Source organism: Pseudomonas sp. (assembly GCF_033723075.1).
GTDB lineage: Bacteria > Pseudomonadota > Gammaproteobacteria > Pseudomonadales > Pseudomonadaceae > Aquipseudomonas.
In genome coordinates this window covers 187,113-203,845 of record NZ_JAWVXU010000005.1, presented here as the reverse complement: position 1 = coordinate 203,845, position 16,733 = coordinate 187,113, and the positions used below count along the sequence as shown (strand labels likewise).

Here is a 16,733-nt window from a genome sequence, read left to right as displayed (position 1 = left end):
CTGCACAAAAAAGCGGACACTCGGTAAAGGTTGTCCGCCCTTTGGCAACGCGCGCTTCTAGCTTATTAGCTGCGGATCAGGTGATCGAAGGCGCTCAGGGAAGCCTTGGCCCCCTCGCCCACGGCGATCACGATCTGCTTGTAGGGTACGGTTGTGACATCGCCGGCAGCGAATATGCCCGGCACATTGGTGCCGCCCCTGGCATCGACGATGATCTCGCCGCGTGGTGACAACTCGATCACGCCTTTGAGCCAGTCGCTATTGGGCAGCAGACCGATCTGCACGAAGATGCCTTCCAGCTCGACGCGGTGCAGTTCGTCAGTGTGGCGATCCTTGTAGACCAGCGCATTGACCTTCTGCCCATCACCCAGCACTTCGCTGGTCAGCGCGCTCTTGATGATGGTCACGTTGGCCAGACTGTTGAGCTTGTTCTGCAGCACCGCATCGGCACGCAACTGGCTGTCGAACTCGATCAAGGTGACATGGGCGACGATGCCGGCCAAGTCGATGGCTGCTTCCACACCGGAGTTGCCGCCACCAATCACCGCCACCCGCTTGCCCTTGAACAACGGGCCATCGCAATGGGGGCAGTAGGCCACGCCCTTGCCACGGTACTCCTGCTCGCCGGGTACGTTCATCTCCCTCCAGCGCGCGCCGGTAGCGAGAATCAGGGTCTTGGCGTGCAGCGATGCACCGCTATCGAACTTCACCTCATGCAGGCCACCGGCGTGCTGAGCCGGGATGATGGCGCTGGCACGCTGCAGGTTCATGATGTCCACGTCGTACTGCTTGACGTGCTCTTCCAGGGCGCGGGCCAGCTTCGGCCCTTCGGTTTCCTGCACCGAGATAAAGTTCTCGATGGCCATGGTATCGAGCACCTGGCCACCGAAACGCTCGGCCGCCACCCCGGTGCGGATGCCTTTGCGCGCGGCATAGATAGCCGCCGCGGCGCCAGCCGGGCCACCGCCGACCACCAGCACGTCGAAGGCCTCCTTGGCGTTGAGCTTGTCGGCATCACGGGCACCGGCGTTGGTGTCGATCTTGGCGATAATTTCTTCCACACCCATGCGTCCCTGGCCAAACAGCTCGCCGTTCAGATAGAGGCTCGGTACCGACATGATCTGCCGCGCTTCGACCTCCGCCTGGAACAGTGCACCGTCGATGGCGACGTGACGGATATTGGGATTGAGTACGGCCATGAGGTTCAGCGCCTGGACCACGTCCGGGCAGTTCTGGCAGGACAGCGAATAGTAGGTTTCGAAATTGAATTCGCCTTCGATGCCCTTGATCTGTTCGATCACGTCCGCCGCGGTCTTGGACGGATGACCACCGACCTGCAGCAACGCCAGCACCAGCGAGGTGAATTCGTGGCCCATGGGAATACCGGCAAAACGCAGGCTGATATTCGCCGCGGGGCGATTGAGCGAGAACGACGGTGTGCGACTGTCGCGACCATCGGTCTTGAGGGTGATCTTGTCGGTCAGGCCGACGATGTCTTGCAGCAGACCGAGCAGTTCGCGGGATTTGTCGCTGTCATCGAGGGACGCGACTATCTCGAACGGCTGGGTGACCTTCTCGAGGTAGGTCTTCAACTGGGCTTTCAGATTGGCGTCCAACATGACGGGAAGTCCTCAATGACAAAAATTCGGGGCAATAAAATGCCCGGACGGATCACGCCCGGGCATCGGGGACCGTTAAGAATCGGTTAAGGCTCTTAAGGGCTGGCTTAGGGTGGATGACGCTTCACCCATCCACCATTGACAATCAGCAGTGGTGGATGAAAACAGCGTCATCCACCCTACGGATCGGCACTGTTAGATCTTACCGACCAGGTCCAGGGAAGGAGCCAGAGTCTTCTCGCCTTCTTTCCACTTGGCTGGGCAGACTTCGCCCGGGTGAGCAGCGGTGTACTGGGCAGCTTTCAGCTTGCGCAGGGTTTCGGAGACATCACGAGCGATTTCGTTGGAGTGGATTTCAACGGTCTTGATCACGCCTTCCGGGTTGATCAGGAAGGTGCCGCGCAGGGCCAGGCCTTCTTCTTCGATGTGCACACCGAAAGCACGGGTCAGCGCGTGAGTCGGATCACCAACCAGCGGAAACTGAGCCTTGCCTACAGCAGGCGAAGTCTCGTGCCAGACCTTGTGCGAGAAATGAGTGTCGGTAGTGACGATGTAAACCTCGGTACCGGCATCACGGAACGCGGCGTAGTTGTTGGCAGCGTCTTCGATCTCGGTCGGGCAGTTGAAGGTGAAGGCAGCCGGCATGAAGATCAGTACCGACCACTGGCCCTTCAGGGATTGCTCGGTCACTTCGATGAACTTGCCGTTGTGGAAAGCGTTGGCCTTGAACGGTTGAACTTGAGTATTGACGAGAGACATCTCTGATTCCTTTTGAGGGTTAAGATGAGGATTAGGAATTTACAGGGCGCATTTTAGCCCCTTATTCGAAAAAAGCTTATTGATTGCCGCCATGATATCGATTGACTAAGTCAATCAACACCTACCTTCATACCAGGGTCGGGTCTATTACCAACACCAGTTTGCCGTTAACCCGGTTGCTCGCCAGTTCGGTAAAGGCCGCTTGCGCGTCCCCGATCGGGAAACTGCATGCCAGTTGCGGCTTGAGCCGGCCTTCGGCAAACAGCGGCCACACCTGCTGCTGCAGATCGCGCAACAGATCGGCCTTGAACTGATCATCGCGGCTGCGCAGGGTCGAACCAATCAATTGAATGCGCTTACCCAACAGCAACCCCAGATCCAGCTCGGCCTTGCGCCCGCCCATCAGACCGATATTCACCCAGCGACCATCGAGCGCCAGCAGCTCCAGGTTAAGCGCGGCGTAGTTGCCGCCAACCGGATCGAGGATCACATCGAAAGGGGCGAAATCGCGCAAGGCCTGCAGGTTGTCTTCGCCGCGCAACACGCCGCCCTGGGCACCCAGGGCTTCGCAATAGGCCAGTCGCTCGGCAGAGCCGACGCTGACCCAGCACGGGCTGCCAAATGCCTTGCACAACTGGATCGCCGCCGACCCCACACCACTGGCCCCCGCATGCAGCAGGACCTTTTCGCCGGGCTTCAGGCCGGCCAACTGGAACAGGTTGAGCCAGGCCGTGGCATACACCTCGGGCAAGGCGGCGGCCTCATGCAGCGAGATGCCTTCGGGCACCGGCAAGGCGTGCCGTGCATCGATCACCACCTCCTCGGCCATGCCGCCGCCGCTCAGCAACGTGCACACCCGATCGCCCACCTTGCAGTCGCTGCCAGCACCGACCTCGCTGACCACGCCGGCGCATTCCAGGCCCAATATATCGCTGGCCCCCGGCGGCGGCGGATACAGACCGGCGCACTGCAACAGGTCGGCCCGGTTCAGTCCGGCGGCCGCCACGCGAATACGAATCTGCCCTACATCACAGGCCGGGGCGGGCTGCTCCGCCCACTCCACACGCCCTTCAACGCCTTGCAATGCCTTCACGCTGCCTCCATAGTGCAATTGAACCGAGTCCGACATTCAACGTCGGCTTTTGCATTGCGCCGATGGAACCTGGCGCCCAGATAGATGGCCTAATATGCGTTATCAATTGTCACTACGTCGAGTCAGCATGAAGCGATCACTGCTTATTAGCACCTTCCTCGCCCTTAGCCTCGGCTTAAGTGCTTTGCCGCTGTCTGCGAAAACCACCAGTGCCGATCCATGGGAATACTTGCAGCCGAATCGCGAGCAAGTCATCGCCAGCCTCAACGTCGTAGAGTTGCTCAATCGGCATCACTACAACAAGCCGCCGCTCAACGACGAGCGTTCGGCGAAGATCTATCAGGGTTACCTGAAGATGCTCGACCCCTCGCGCAGTTACTTCACCGCAGGTGACATCGCCGAATTCGACCAATGGCGCAACCAGTTCGACGACCTGCTGAAAAGCGGCAATCTGGAACCGGGCTTCCTAATCTACAAGCGCCAACTGGAGCGTCTGCAAAGCCGCCTGCAGTTTGCCCTGAACATGCTCGAACAAGGCGTCGACAAGATTGACTTCAGTGTCGACGAGAGCCTGCTGATCGACCGTGAGGAGGCCCCCTGGGCCAAGGATCTGGCCGAGCTGGACGACCTGTGGCGCAAACGCGTCAAAGACGAAGTGTTGCGTCTGAAAATCGCTGGCAAGGAACCCAAGGCGATTCAGGAACTGCTGGTCAAACGCTACAAGAATCAACAGGCGCGCCTGCGCCAGACCCGCGGTGAGGATATATTCCAGGCCTACGTCAATGCCTTTGCCATGTCCTACGACCCGCACACCACCTACCTCTCCCCCGACAGCGCGGAGAATTTCGACATTAATATGAGCCTGTCCCTGGAAGGCATTGGTGCGGTGCTGCAAAGCGACAACGAGCACGTCAAAGTCGTGCGCCTGGTGCCCGCAGGCCCGGCCGACAAGAGCAAGCAGATAGCACCGGCAGACAAGATCATCGGTGTTGCCCAGGGCAAGGACGAAATGGTCGACGTGATCGGCTGGCGCCTGGACGAAGTGGTCAAATTGATCCGCGGCCCGAAAGGCTCGCTGGTGCGCCTGCAAGTGATTCCGGCAAGCAATGCGCCGAATGACGAGACCAGCAAGGTGGTCAACATCACCCGTGAAGCGGTCAAGCTGGAAGAGCAGGCCGCGAAAAAATCCGTGCTGCAGCTCACTCACGAAGGGCGCGACTACAAACTGGGCATCATCGAAATCCCCGCGTTCTATCTGGATTTCAAGGCTTTTCGTGCCGGTGATCCGGATTACAAAAGCACAACCCGCGACGTCAAACGCCTGATTGCCGAACTGGAACAGGAAAAAGTCGACGGCGTGGTCATCGACCTGCGCAACAACGGCGGCGGCTCACTGCAGGAAGCGACCGAACTGACCGGGCTGTTTATCGACCAGGGCCCAACCGTGCTGGTACGCAACAGTGACGGCCGGGTCGATGTGCTGGCCGATGAAAATGCCGGCATCTACTACAAAGGCCCCCTGGCCGTACTGGTCAATCGCCTGTCCGCCTCGGCTTCGGAGATTTTCGCCGGCGCCATGCAGGACTATCACCGCGCCTTGATCCTCGGCGGACAGACCTTCGGCAAAGGCACGGTACAGACCATTCAACCGCTCAATCACGGTGAGCTCAAGCTGACCTTGGCCAAGTTTTACCGCGTTTCCGGGCAAAGCACCCAGCACCAGGGGGTGATACCGGATATCCAGTACCCCGACGTGATGGACACCAAGGACATCGGCGAAAGCGCCCTGCCCGAGGCCTTGCCGTGGGACAGCATCAAGGCGGCGATCACTCCCGAGCTGAATCCGATCGCGCCATTTCTGGAAGAGCTGCAGACTCGCTACGATAGCCGCACGGCGAAGAATCCGGACTTCACCTTCACCCGCGAGCGCCTAGCTCTGGCGCAAAGGCTTATGGACGAAACCAGCGTCAGCCTCAACGAAAGCAAACGCCGCGCGCAACAGACCGATATAGAAGCGCAGCAGTTGGTGATCGAGAACAGTCGCCGCAAAGCCAAGGGTGAGGACCTGCTCAGCGAGCTGAAAAAGGAAGACGAAGATGCCGCTCCGGTCGAACCTGAAAAAACCAAACCGGAAGATGACGCCTTCCTCGCCGAAAGCGGACATATCCTGCTGGACTTCCTGGGCTTGAGTTCGAGGTTAGCCAAACAGTAAGGGTTAGCCGCTTACGGCTGTCATCAAAGGGTCATCAATCTGTCGTGAAATGCAGGGGCTGATAGCGATATCAGCCCCTGCATTTTTTCTGGATATCGAGACCCCAAATGACTGTCACCGAGCAACTGAGCGCGCTGGACCATATTCTCGCTCACGGCGACCTGCATAGCCTGTTCCAACCGATCATCAGCCTTTCCGAACGACGCATTCTCGGCTATGAAGCCCTGACCCGTGGCCCGTCCAACAGCCCACTGCACTCACCAATCAATCTGTTCGCCGTGGCACGCAATGCCGAGCGGCTGGGCGAGCTGGAAGTGGCTTGTCGCAAGAATGCCTGCCGACGCTTCAGCGAGCTGCAACTGCCAGGCAAGCTGTTTCTCAATGTATCCCCGGACTCACTGCTGGAGCCCGGCCATCAGCCCGGCCGCACCCTGCAACTGCTGCAAGCCTATGGCATCCCTCCCAGTCAGGTGGTGATCGAGCTGACCGAGCAGTCACCCACCGACGACTTCGCGCTCCTCGACACAGCTCTGCACCATTACCGCGCCATGGGCTTCTCGATTGCCCTGGACGACCTGGGCGCTGGCTATTCAAGCCTGCGCCTATGGTCAGAACTGCGCCCCGACTACGTGAAAATAGACCGTCACTTCATCGATGGCATTCATCAGGATGCGGTCAAGCGCGAGTTCGTCGGCTCGATCCTGAAGATGGCCAAGGCATCACGCGCCCAGGTGATTGCCGAAGGCATCGAACTGGAAGAAGAACTCGCCGTACTGGCGGAGATGGGCATTGACCTGCTGCAAGGCTACTTGCTCTGTCGCCCGCAGGAACAACCGCCACAGGACGCACACCAGCTCCTGCCGACGCTCAACGGCAATGCGCTGGTCTTGAGCGAGGAAGGCAGCAACCTCAGCGCCCTGCTCAACGAACAGTCGGCCGTAGCCCAGCACACGCCGATCGCCGAGGTGTTGGAAGCCTTCCGTGCCCAGGCCAATCTCAACTCCCTGGCCGTCATCGATGAGCATGGGCAACCGGTCGGCATCGTCAACCGCCATGCGCTGTCCGAAGCGCTGCTCAAGCCCTTCGCCACCGACCTGTTCGCCCGCAAACCGATCAGCCGCCTGATGAGCCATGACTTCCTCGCCGTCGAACTGACGCAGTCGCTACAGAAGGTCAGTCGCCTGCTCACCAGTCGTGCCCGTCAGCGCATCGAGGAAGACTTCATCATCACCCAGGACGGCAGCTACCTGGGGCTGGGCCGGGTGATCGATGTGCTCAAGCTGATCACCGAACTGAAGATCCAGCAGGCACGCTATGCCAACCCGTTGACCCTGCTGCCGGGTAATGTACCTATCCAGCAATGTCTGACGCGCCTGCTGCAACAAGCGCGCGAAGCGGTGATCTGCTATGTGGATATCGACAACTTCAAGCCGTTCAATGACCTCTATGGCTATGCCAAAGGCGATGAAGTGTTGCTGAGTCTGGCGCAATGCCTGAGCGAGCGGGTCGACCCTGCCCGCGATTTTGTCGGCCATATTGGCGGCGACGATTTCCTGCTGGTACTCGGCTCGCACGATTGGCGAGCCCGCCTCAATCGCCTGCAGGAAGACTTCCAAAGTCAATGCCGACGTTTCTACAGCGACGAGCATCTGCAAGCTGGTTGCCTGATCGCTCACAGCCGGCAGGGCCAGCGCCAGGAGTTCGCCCTGCTCTCCCTGTCACTGGGCGTGGTGCACTTGCGCCCGGAGCAGTGCGCACAACTGGACGCCAGCCAGCTCGCCGCCCTGGCTTCGGAGGCCAAGCGTCACGCCAAGGCGGTGCCCGGCTACAGCCTGCATATCATTGATACGCACAGGCTGTCGGCGTAAGCCAATCACCTCACCCGTAGGCTTGGAATTCTTATCAGGAAATAACAAGAGCTGTAGCTACCTACTTGCTGTGGTCCGGCATTCCGGCGATCCTGCGGCGCCCCCTGATCGCCGATCACCGCCACCGGATAGCCAAGCGGGTAGCATTGCGCCCCCGCCGGATCCACCCCCTACCCCGCTACAACCCCAGTTCCCGGGCCCTCTGGACAAAGCGCGCCGCCCGCTCGGCATCGGCCGGCAAGCCGGGACCGCCCTCGCGATACAGGTCGGTCAAGCGCTGGGCGGCCAGGGGATGGCCAGCCGTGGCCGCCAGCGTCCACCAGCGCGCCGCCTCAAGGCCATCGGGGGCTTGCCGGGTATCGCCCGCCAGGCTGAGTACGCCGAGCTGATAGGCGGCCTTGGCATCACCACCTGTAGCGGCCAGGCGCAGCAGACGCACGCCTTCTTCACGGGCACCAACACCCTGGCCACGAAACAGCAGGATATGCCCGTAGAAACTCTGCGCAGCAACATCGCCCAGGTTGGCCATACGCGCGAACTGTCCTTCAAGCCAGCGCCAGCCGCGTGGCTGTTTGACCAACCACGACCAGTGAAACAGTCGCCGGGCCACGCCATAGCCAATCCGCGCACGCAGTCGCCAAAGCACCTAGAGCCCCTCGGAGTAATCGAACTCGAACACCCGCACCACTTCGGCCGCATGCCAGGACGCAGCAGCGACACCGTCCGAAGCACCGTTAAAGCGGCCAAGACGAGTCACGCAGTCGAAGAACCCGGTTCGCGGCAGCCGGCTCGCTCCCTGACTGATCACCAAGGCGCTACGCAGTGGCCGTTCGGCACGGGCATCCAGGACCGCCAGGTGCTCCAGCGCAGCCGTGAGCGTTTGCATCGCCGGAGTCGGCAGAGCCAAGCGCTCGACTAACGCTCGATAGGTCAACAGATGACGCTGGCGTCGGGCGTCCTCCAACTCATCGAGCAAGGCTTGCCAATGCTGACGACTGATACTTACGCTCAAAGCGTCTCCTCCCAGCCAGCGACACCGAGCGCCCAGGCCAAGGCCCGTTTGATGGCGGCATCCGGCTGGCGCTCGGCGCTTTCGATCATGCCCAGATAATGCGGACTGATTCCCACCGAGCGCGCCAGCTCTTGCAGCGACAAACCCTTTTCTTCACGCAAACGCGTCAACTCGCTCAGCGCCGGTTTGACTGCATCCGCAGCCGCCGGAACTTGCGCAGCGTTACCCGAGGCCTGCAACAAGGCCAGGTAATCTGCCCAGGGCAGTACCGCATATTCGGGCTCGCCATCACGTTTGATTACTTGCACTTTCATTCTCGACTCTCCGTAGAAAGCAGTGCCGACAGCCTCGGCACCTTCCTTGCAGAGGGCTATGTTAACAGCCCAACCCTGCAAAGGGCGTGGCCTATACTGCCTTGAAACTATACGGACAATATTCTGGGGGTATTTTTGCGGACACTGGCGATCTTGCTGCTGGGCTGCTGGAGTGCCATAAGCGGCGCAGAGGCATTACGCTGGGGCTTCTCCCCGGCCGATGGCATGCCTTATGTCGAGGTCCGTAATCATCAATTACTTGGTGGTTTCACCCACCAACTCGGCAACATGGTTGGCCAGCGCCTGGGTCTCGAATTACGCTTCGTCGAGACCCCGAACAAGCGCATTGAAGAGTTCATCCAGCGCGGGCGCATTCATCTGATCTGCAACGCCAATCCGGAGTGGGTGGCCGAACCCCAGCGCTATCGCTGGTCACCCAAGCTTTACCAGGAGGAGGACGTGCTCCTTCTGCATGACCGGCAAGCGCCCGTGACAGGGTTGCAAGATCTGCACGGTAAAGTCCTCGGCACTCAACTCGGCTATATCTACAGCCTGCCATTGATGGAAGCCTTCGCCCGCCAGCTGGTGACTCGCCAGAATGTCCGCGACCTCGATAGCGGACTGAACCTGTTGAGCAGGCAGCGCCTGGATGCGCTGATCGACATGCGTCGTCCCATGGCCTACAAGCTGGCTCAACGCCCGGAGCTGCCCCTGCACTTCAGTGGCTGGGTGGTACAGCGCTACGACCTGCATTGCGCCTATGGCCAGCACCTGCCGATCAGTGCAGAGCGGCTGGATGAAGTGCTGCTGGAGCTGCGCGACTCAGGGACAATCGCCCGGATGCTCGATGATCTCCCTAGGCAGCCTTCCCAATAGCCCATCAGGGCTTCAGCTTATCCAGCGCCACACTTTGTCCATCCGGCAGGCGCTCGATAACCTCGAGCACCTCAGGCGCCTGGGCATCTCGCCAGGCACGAAATGCCGCCAGCTCATCACTCCAGGTGCGCAGCACCCAAGCCAGCACGGCCAAGTCATCGACAAAGCCCACCACCGGCAACCAGTCTGGCAGCCCATCCAGTGGCGTGACGAAATACAGCAGCGCCGCCACTACCGCCAGTAACGCCTGCGAGCTGATCGCTCGATACTCACCGCGCCACCAGGCCATGCAGAGGCCTTGCAGGAGCCGCAAATCTTCTTTCAAAACGCTGAAGCGCCCGCCCTGCCTTGCACTCTTGCGTGCCACCGCCAGCAGCAGGGCAGGTAACCGACCACGCCGCAAAAAAACCTGTGCAGTACGTAGATAACTGGAAAAGTTCCACGGTTGTTTCATGGGTCTTCCTCGGCAACCCGCATGCCTGCTGGGCTGGATTGGGTTATCCACTAAAGCTGTGGATAACCTTGTGAACAGTTTTCAGATGAGCCTATCAAACGCCCAGCCCATGCGGCCTCGCTACAGATCGGACATTTTTTATCCAGCCATTAAAGTTGTTTTAAATCAATAACTTGAATTTTGCAAAGAGTTTTCCAAGAAGCACATGGCAAGGCCGAGTCAGGTGCCGGGCAAAATGTGCATAACCGTGACGCCAGAATTCCATTCGGGTCTTTTTTCCGACCCGCCAGTCAGCCTCAGGTTCATTTTGTAATCGGCAGAAACGACAACGCCCCGTCGAAACGGGGCGTTGCCTGCAACCTTGGCGGCCTGTCGAACCCAGGACTACTCCTGGCCCGTCAAACGCCTAGCGCTTACTGCTCGGCACTGGCAGCAGCGGCGGCCTTGATTTCCAGCAGTTCCAACTCGAACACCAGCACCGAGTTGGCCGGAATTGCCGGGGTCGGGCTTTGCTCGCCGTATGCCAGCTCGCTCGGAATATAGAGCTTGTACTTCTCGCCGACATGCATCAGCTGCAGGCCTTCGACCCACCCAGGAATCACACCGCTGACAGGCAGCTCGATCGGGCTACCGCGCTCGATAGAACTGTCGAACACGCTGCCATCGGTCAATTTGCCTTCATAGTGCACGCTCACCACATCGGTGGCCTTCGGCTGATCGCCTTCGGCTTTTTTCAGCACTTCGTACTGCAAACCGGATTCGGTGGTGACTACCCCTTCACGCTTGCCATTCTCTTCGAGGAATTTCTTGCCGGCCTTGACCGACTCCTCGCTCATGGCAGCCATGCGCTCTTCGGCACGCTTCTGCAGGAACGCGAAAGCCTCGACCAGTTCGTCGTCTTTCAGGCGCTGTTCTTTCTTGCCGATGGCATCTTCGATGCCTTGCGCCACGGCTTTCGAATCGAGGTCATCCATACCTTCCTGCGCCAGGCTCTTGCCCATGTTCAGGCCGATACCGTAGGAAGCTTTCTGCGCCGGGGTTTCCAGACTGATTTCCTTGGTTTGCGAATCACAACCCGCGAGAACCAGGCCTACCAAGGCGACCGCCGCCGCTAAACGATGCTGTTTCATGCTTATTCCTTGTTCGGTGCGCCCTAGGGCAATCGAGTGAAGGCGCGAGCTTAGCAGGCTGCCGCAATCACTGGCTACCAGGATACGAACCAGGAAATGCGTATAAGTTCAGGTATTTAAGCAGATTTTCGAAGGAATACAGCGAGTATTGCGGAAGGGGCATAGCGGAGATGGAGCGAGGTAAAAAATGGCGCAGCGGACGGGACTCGAACCCGCGACCCCCGGCGTGACAGGCCGGTATTCTAACCGACTGAACTACCGCTGCGCGTAACTTCAAAAACGAGTTGGTGGGTGATGACGGGATCGAACCGCCGACCCTCTGCTTGTAAGGCAGATGCTCTCCCAGCTGAGCTAATCACCCTTCACTCTCGAAGTGGGGCGCATTCTAGACAGCCGACCTCACCTTGGCAAGCACTGATTTAAAAATTTTTTATCGACGTGCCAAAGGCTTAGCGCAGGGTTGGCCTGAGGCGCCAAGGGGAGAATAATGCGCGCTTTGCGTTAACGGGTGTGCCGCGAGAGGCGCCCCGAAGCATAAGAGCCTCTCGCGACATACCCGCTTCCCTCATCCGTCGCTGCGCGCCACCTTCTCTCAGGGGAGAAGGACATAAGGATGGCGTCGTTTCGCGACTTTCACGTTATACGGAGAGTCACCCCCCATGTGGTTTCGCAACCTGCTGGTTTATCGCCTTACCCAAGATATTCCCTTCGATGCCGAGGCACTCGAAACCGCACTGGCCGCCAAACCGGCACGCCCCTGTGCCAGCCAGGAGTTGACCACCTATGGTTTCGTCGCCCCCTTCGGCAAAGGCGGCGATGCGCCACTGGTGCATGCCAGCGGCGACTTCCTGCTGATCGCGGCGCGCAAGGAGGAACGCATCCTGCCGGGCAGCGTAGTGCGTGATGCCTTGAAGGAGAAAGTCGACGAGATCGAGGCCGAGCAGATGCGCAAGGTCTACAAGAAGGAACGCGACCAGCTCAAGGATGACATCGTGCAGACTTTCCTGCCGCGCGCCTTCATCCGCAAGTCGGCAACCTTCGCCGCCATCGCCCCGAAGCAAGGCCTGATTCTGGTCGATGCCTCCAGCCCTAAGCGCGCGGAAGACCTGCTCTCCACCCTGCGTGAAGCCATCGGCTCGCTGCCGGTACGCCCACTGACCGTGAAGATTGCCCCCAGCGCCACCATGACCGAGTGGGTCAAGACGCAGAAGGCCGCCGACGACTTCCATGTGCTCGACGAATGCGAGCTGCGCGACACCCACGAAGATGGCGGCGTGGTGCGCTGCAAGCGCCAGGACCTGACCGGCGACGAAATCCAGCTGCATATGACCTCGGGCAAACAGGTCACCCAACTGTCGCTGGCCTGGCAGGACAAGCTGTCGTTCATGCTCGACGACAAACTGGTGGTCAAGCGCCTGCGCTTTGAGGATCTGCTGCAGGATCAGGCTGAACAGGATGGCGGCGACGACGCTCTCGGCCAACAGGACGCCAGCTTCACCCTGATGATGCTGACCTTCGTCGAATTCCTCCCCGCGCTGTTCGAAGCCCTGGGTGGCGAAGAGACGCCCCAGGGCATCTAAGCCTCAAGCAAGGCTGCTCGCGCTGGCCTGAATGGCGCGCGTGCGGCCTCTCCATACTCATGACAGTGCCACTGCTTAAGGATCGAGCCCATGCGCGCCCTCATCGCCCTGAGTCGCTTTATCGGCAACACGTTCGCCCTGTGGGTGCTGCTGTTCGCCGTACTGGCGTTTTATCTGCCCAGCAATTTCCTGCCGCTTACCGCGTGGATCGTGCCCCTGCTCGGGCTGATCATGTTCGGCATGGGCTTGACCCTCAAAGGCGAAGATTTCCGTGAGGTCGCGCGCCGCCCGCTGCGCGTACTGATCGGCGTGCTGGCGCAGTTTGTCATCATGCCGGCACTTGCCTGGTCGCTGTGCAAGCTGCTCGGGCTCCCAGCGGAAATCGCCGTCGGCGTAGTTCTGGTCGGCTGCTGTCCCGGAGGCACCGCTTCCAACGTGATGACCTGGTTCGCCCGTGGCGACGTCGCCCTATCGGTATCGATCACCGCGGTGACCACCCTGCTCGCGCCACTGGTCACCCCGGCACTGATCTGGCTGCTGGCCTCGGAATGGCTGCCGGTATCCTTCTCGGCAATGTTCGTCTCGATCCTCAAGATGGTGCTGCTACCGATCATCCTCGGCCTGATCGTGCAGCGCCTGCTCGGCGAACGCGTGAAGATGGCGGTGGAAGTGCTGCCGCTGATCTCGGTGGTAAGCATCGTCGCCATCGTCGCTGCGGTGGTCGCTGCCAGCCAGGCGAAGATCGCCGAGTCCGGCCTGCTGATCATGGCGGTGGTGATTCTGCACAACGGCATCGGCCTGGCCATTGGTTACTTCACCGGGCGCGCTTTCGGCATGCCGCTGGCGCAATGCAAGACCCTGTCCATCGAGGTCGGCATGCAGAACTCCGGGCTCGGTGCCGCTCTGGCCAGCGCGCACTTCTCGCCGCTGGCGGCGGTACCCAGCGCACTGTTCAGCGTATGGCACAACCTGTCCGGCCCACTGCTGGCAACGCTTTATCGTCGGATGGGTCAGGATTCTGGAAAAACCTAGAAATAAACCAACGACTTCCGCTGGTCCGCGGCGACTTGCCTAGCCCCTCGAACTGTGCAAAATAGCGCACAGCATGAGGACGACCTCAGCACTCTTCGCGAGACCCAATCCAGGGGACGGCCCCTACCCTTGCCGTTCCTGAGGAAGGTCACCATGCCCTGGATCATTCTGCTGTTTGCCGGCCTGTTCGAAGTCTGCTGGGCCGTAGGCTTGAAATACACCGATGGCTTTTCGCGGCCAATCCCCACCCTGCTTACCATCGCGGCGATGATTGTCAGCCTGGCGCTGCTCGGCCTGGCCATGAAGGAATTGCCGCTGGGCACCGCCTACGCGATCTGGACGGGGGTCGGCGCAGTCGGCACGGTAGTCGCCGGCATTATCCTGTTCGGCGAATCCATGGCGCTGATCCGCCTGGCCAGCGTGGCACTGATTCTTTGCGGCCTGCTCGGCCTGAAACTCAGCCACTGAGCCAAGCCGAATATTCTATAGCCGCACGGCAGACGCCACTTGCACGCCTGCAACACGGGGTTGCGCACATCGATGCGGGGTTACGCGGCGCCTGAGACCGTACGCGCAACCCTGAACCGGAACGCCGCTGACCCAACCGATGAATCTTTCGCGACTGAATGCTTAGTGTCGCGACACCGTTGAGGTCCCGGTTAAGTTTTGAATGTGACAACTGGAGGCTATCGGCGCGACCCGCGGTGACTCCTGGAAAGGCGCCGTTCCACCAGGTTAACCGTCACACCAGGAATCACACCTGCAACAGACGCTCACGCAGCTTGTGGATCTCGTCGCGCAGCTGCGCGGCGGCCTCGAACTCCAGGTCGCGGGCCAACTGGTACATCTTCTCTTCCAGCTGGCGGATGCGCTTGGCGATTTCACTCGGCGAACGCAATTCGTTCTCGTAGCGCGCGCTTTCTTCCGCAGCCTGAGCCATGCCCTTGCGCTTCTTGCTGCGCGAGCCAGGTACGGTGGCGCCTTCGAGGATGTCCTGGACATCCTTGAACACCCCTTTTGGGGTGATGCCATTGGCGGCGTTGAAGGCGATCTGCTTGTTGCGCCGCCGCTCGGTCTCGCCGATGGCGCGCTCCATCGAGCCGGTCATCCGGTCGGCATAGAGAATCGCCCGGCCGTTGAGGTTGCGCGCGGCGCGACCGATGGTCTGGATCAGCGAGCGCTCGCTGCGCAGGAAGCCCTCCTTGTCCGCATCGAGAATCGCCACCAGCGACACCTCCGGCATGTCCAGGCCTTCGCGTAGCAGGTTGATGCCGACCAGCACATCGAAGGCGCCGATACGCAGGTCACGGATGATCTCAACCCGCTCCACCGTGTCGATATCCGAGTGCAGGTAACGCACCTTGGCGCCATGATCGGCCAGATAATCGGTCAGATCCTCGGCCATGCGCTTGGTCAGGGTGGTGACCAGCACCCTTTCCCCCAGTGCCACGCGCTTGTGGATTTCCGAGAGCAGGTCATCGACCTGGGTCAGCGCCGGACGGACTTCGATCTGCGGGTCGACCAGCCCGGTGGGCCGCACCACCTGCTCGATCACCCGACCGGCATGCTCGGCCTCGTAGTTGCCCGGCGTGGCCGAGACAAAGATGGTCTGCGGGCTGGCCGCCTCCCACTCCTCGAAGCGCATCGGCCGATTATCCAGCGCCGAGGGCAGGCGGAAGCCATACTCGACCAGGGTTTCCTTGCGCGAGCGGTCGCCCTTGTACATGGCGCCGACCTGCGGCACCGAGACGTGGGACTCGTCGATCACCAGCAGCGCCTCGTCCGGCAGGTAGTCGTAGAGAGTCGGCGGTGGCTCGCCCGGCCCGCGCCCGGACAGGTAGCGCGAGTAATTTTCGATGCCGTTGCAGTAGCCCAGCTCGAGAATCATCTCCAGGTCGAAACGGGTACGCTGCTCCAGGCGCTGCGCTTCGACCAGCTTGTTGTTGCTGCGCAGGTAGTCCAGGCGCTCGGCCAGTTCGACCTTGATCTTGTCCACCGCCTCCAGCAGCACCTCGCGCGGGGTGACGTAGTGGCTCTTGGGATAGAAGGTGAAACGCGGCAACTTGCGGATCACCTCACCGGTCAACGGATCAAAAGCCGACAGGCTCTCCACCTCATCGTCGAACAGTTCGACACGCACGGCCTCCAGCTCCGACTCCGCGGGAAACACATCGATCACGTCGCCGCGCACCCGGAAGCTGGCACGGGCAAAATCCATATCGTTGCGCGTGTACTGCAAATCAGCCAGGCGGCGCAGCAGCTCACGCTGATCCAGCTTGTCGCCGCGGTCGACGTGCAGCACCATTTTCAGATAGGACTCGGGACTGCCCAAACCGTAGATGCACGACACCGTGGTGACGATGATCGCATCCGGCCGCTCCAGCAGCGCCTTGGTCGCCGACAGGCGCATCTGCTCGATATGGTCGTTGATCGAGGCGTCCTTCTCGATAAAGGTGTCGGAGGACGGCACATAGGCTTCCGGCTGGTAGTAGTCGTAATAGGAAACGAAATACTCCACAGCATTGTTCGGGAAGAAACTCTTGAACTCACCATACAGCTGCGCGGCCAGGGTCTTGTTCGGCGCCAGCACCAGGGTCGGCCGCTGAATCTGGGCGATCACGTTGGCGATGCTGAAAGTCTTGCCCGAGCCGGTCACACCGAGCAGGGTCTGGTGCGACAGCCCCGCCTCCAAGCCTTCAACCATCTGCCGAATGGCCTCCGGCTGATCGCCGGCAGGCTGAAAACGGGTGACCAGCTTGAACTTGGACATGACTAACCTCGACA

15 protein-coding genes and 2 tRNA genes are annotated in these 16,733 nt (G+C 60.4%); 6 read left to right on the top strand and 11 right to left on the bottom strand.

Features of this window, described 5'->3' with window-relative positions:
- Window positions 1-65: 65 nt before the first annotated feature.
- From ahpF to R3355_RS08340, 3 genes are all read right to left on the bottom strand, one after another.
- Entirely contained in the window at window positions 66-1,619 is a 1,554-nt protein-coding gene (gene ahpF, locus R3355_RS08350; RefSeq protein WP_318960809.1) for an alkyl hydroperoxide reductase subunit F, read from the bottom strand.
- Between the two features lie 195 nt (window positions 1,620-1,814).
- Window positions 1,815-2,378, bottom strand: a complete 564-nt coding sequence (gene ahpC, locus R3355_RS08345; RefSeq protein ID WP_318950245.1) for an alkyl hydroperoxide reductase subunit C — start codon at window positions 2,376-2,378, stop codon at window positions 1,815-1,817.
- A gap of 127 nt (window positions 2,379-2,505) precedes the next feature.
- On the bottom strand, window positions 2,506-3,471 hold the full coding sequence (locus tag R3355_RS08340) for a zinc-binding dehydrogenase (protein WP_318960808.1): 966 nt from the start codon (window positions 3,469-3,471) through the stop codon (window positions 2,506-2,508).
- Window positions 3,472-3,598: 127 nt separating this feature from the next.
- On the opposite strand from R3355_RS08340, the gene R3355_RS08335 reads away from it, so the two are divergent.
- Both R3355_RS08335 and R3355_RS08330 read left to right on the top strand, forming a co-directional pair.
- Window positions 3,599-5,683, top strand: a complete 2,085-nt coding sequence (locus tag R3355_RS08335; protein ID WP_318950247.1) for a carboxy terminal-processing peptidase — start codon at window positions 3,599-3,601, stop codon at window positions 5,681-5,683.
- A 107-nt stretch (window positions 5,684-5,790) separates the two neighbouring features.
- A complete protein-coding gene (locus R3355_RS08330) occupies window positions 5,791-7,551 on the top strand; it encodes a bifunctional diguanylate cyclase/phosphodiesterase (protein ID WP_318960807.1) in 1,761 nt (586 codons plus the stop codon).
- Window positions 7,552-7,729: 178 nt separating this feature from the next.
- Here R3355_RS08330 and R3355_RS08325 read toward each other — a convergent pair whose 3' ends face one another.
- The 3 genes from R3355_RS08325 to R3355_RS08315 are packed head-to-tail and all read right to left on the bottom strand — an operon-like array spanning window position 7,730 to window position 8,877.
- Window positions 7,730-8,197 (bottom strand): sel1 repeat family protein, encoded by a 468-nt coding sequence (locus R3355_RS08325; RefSeq protein ID WP_318960806.1) that lies wholly within the window; start codon window positions 8,195-8,197, stop codon window positions 7,730-7,732.
- A complete protein-coding gene (locus R3355_RS08320) occupies window positions 8,198-8,563 on the bottom strand; it encodes a hypothetical protein (RefSeq protein WP_318950253.1) in 366 nt (121 codons plus the stop codon).
- Entirely contained in the window at window positions 8,560-8,877 is a 318-nt protein-coding gene (locus tag R3355_RS08315) for a helix-turn-helix transcriptional regulator (RefSeq protein WP_318960805.1), read from the bottom strand. Before R3355_RS08315 ends, R3355_RS08320 begins: the two co-directional genes overlap by 4 nt.
- Before the next feature lie 225 nt (window positions 8,878-9,102).
- Between R3355_RS08315 and R3355_RS08310 the strand changes: the two genes are divergently transcribed.
- Complete coding sequence (locus R3355_RS08310) at window positions 9,103-9,753, top strand: substrate-binding periplasmic protein (RefSeq protein WP_318960804.1); 651 nt, start codon at window positions 9,103-9,105, stop codon at window positions 9,751-9,753.
- A gap of 4 nt (window positions 9,754-9,757) precedes the next feature.
- On the opposite strand, the gene R3355_RS08305 is transcribed toward R3355_RS08310, so the two are convergent.
- From R3355_RS08305 to R3355_RS08290, 4 genes are all read right to left on the bottom strand, one after another.
- Window positions 9,758-10,207, bottom strand: coding sequence for a YkvA family protein (locus tag R3355_RS08305; protein WP_318950261.1), 450 nt, complete (start codon window positions 10,205-10,207; stop codon window positions 9,758-9,760).
- A 413-nt stretch (window positions 10,208-10,620) separates the two neighbouring features.
- A complete protein-coding gene (locus R3355_RS08300; RefSeq protein WP_318950263.1) occupies window positions 10,621-11,337 on the bottom strand; it encodes an FKBP-type peptidyl-prolyl cis-trans isomerase in 717 nt (238 codons plus the stop codon).
- A 188-nt stretch (window positions 11,338-11,525) separates the two neighbouring features.
- A tRNA-Asp gene (locus R3355_RS08295) sits at window positions 11,526-11,602 on the bottom strand.
- A 20-nt stretch (window positions 11,603-11,622) separates the two neighbouring features.
- Window positions 11,623-11,698 (bottom strand) — tRNA-Val (locus R3355_RS08290).
- 298 nt (window positions 11,699-11,996) lie between these two features.
- Here R3355_RS08290 and rdgC point away from each other — a divergent pair.
- From rdgC to sugE, 3 genes are all read left to right on the top strand, one after another.
- The gene (gene rdgC, locus R3355_RS08285; protein ID WP_318960803.1) at window positions 11,997-12,917 is read left to right on the top strand and encodes a recombination-associated protein RdgC; all 921 of its coding nucleotides are present in this window, start codon (window positions 11,997-11,999) and stop codon (window positions 12,915-12,917) included.
- Between the two features lie 90 nt (window positions 12,918-13,007).
- The gene (locus tag R3355_RS08280) at window positions 13,008-13,949 is read left to right on the top strand and encodes a bile acid:sodium symporter family protein (protein ID WP_318960802.1); all 942 of its coding nucleotides are present in this window, start codon (window positions 13,008-13,010) and stop codon (window positions 13,947-13,949) included.
- A gap of 153 nt (window positions 13,950-14,102) precedes the next feature.
- Window positions 14,103-14,417, top strand: a complete 315-nt coding sequence (gene sugE, locus R3355_RS08275; RefSeq protein ID WP_318960801.1) for a quaternary ammonium compound efflux SMR transporter SugE — start codon at window positions 14,103-14,105, stop codon at window positions 14,415-14,417.
- Window positions 14,418-14,703: 286 nt separating this feature from the next.
- Here the strand turns inward: sugE and uvrB are convergent, their stop codons facing one another.
- On the bottom strand, window positions 14,704-16,719 hold the full coding sequence (gene uvrB, locus R3355_RS08270; RefSeq protein ID WP_318960800.1) for an excinuclease ABC subunit UvrB: 2,016 nt from the start codon (window positions 16,717-16,719) through the stop codon (window positions 14,704-14,706).
- Between the last annotated feature and the right edge of the window lie 14 nt (window positions 16,720-16,733).

Bases quoted from the DNA above. Each gene is read 5' to 3' on its own strand.
- ahpF (WP_318960809.1), bottom strand. From the start codon at position 1,619: ATGTTGGACGCCAATCTGAAAGCCCAGTTGAAGACCTACCTCGAGAAG.
- ahpC (WP_318950245.1), bottom strand. From the start codon at position 2,378: ATGTCTCTCGTCAATACTCAAGTTCAACCGTTCAAGGCCAACGCTTTC.
- R3355_RS08335 (WP_318950247.1), top strand. From the start codon at position 3,599: ATGAAGCGATCACTGCTTATTAGCACCTTCCTCGCCCTTAGCCTCGGC.
- R3355_RS08330 (WP_318960807.1), top strand. From the start codon at position 5,791: ATGACTGTCACCGAGCAACTGAGCGCGCTGGACCATATTCTCGCTCAC.
- R3355_RS08315 (WP_318960805.1), bottom strand. From the start codon at position 8,877: ATGAAAGTGCAAGTAATCAAACGTGATGGCGAGCCCGAATATGCGGTA.
- R3355_RS08310 (WP_318960804.1), top strand. From the start codon at position 9,103: ATGCCTTATGTCGAGGTCCGTAATCATCAATTACTTGGTGGTTTCACC.
- R3355_RS08305 (WP_318950261.1), bottom strand. From the start codon at position 10,207: ATGAAACAACCGTGGAACTTTTCCAGTTATCTACGTACTGCACAGGTT.
- R3355_RS08300 (WP_318950263.1), bottom strand. From the start codon at position 11,337: ATGAAACAGCATCGTTTAGCGGCGGCGGTCGCCTTGGTAGGCCTGGTT.
- rdgC (WP_318960803.1), top strand. From the start codon at position 11,997: ATGTGGTTTCGCAACCTGCTGGTTTATCGCCTTACCCAAGATATTCCC.
- R3355_RS08280 (WP_318960802.1), top strand. From the start codon at position 13,008: ATGCGCGCCCTCATCGCCCTGAGTCGCTTTATCGGCAACACGTTCGCC.
- sugE (WP_318960801.1), top strand. From the start codon at position 14,103: ATGCCCTGGATCATTCTGCTGTTTGCCGGCCTGTTCGAAGTCTGCTGG.
- uvrB (WP_318960800.1), bottom strand. From the start codon at position 16,719: ATGTCCAAGTTCAAGCTGGTCACCCGTTTTCAGCCTGCCGGCGATCAG.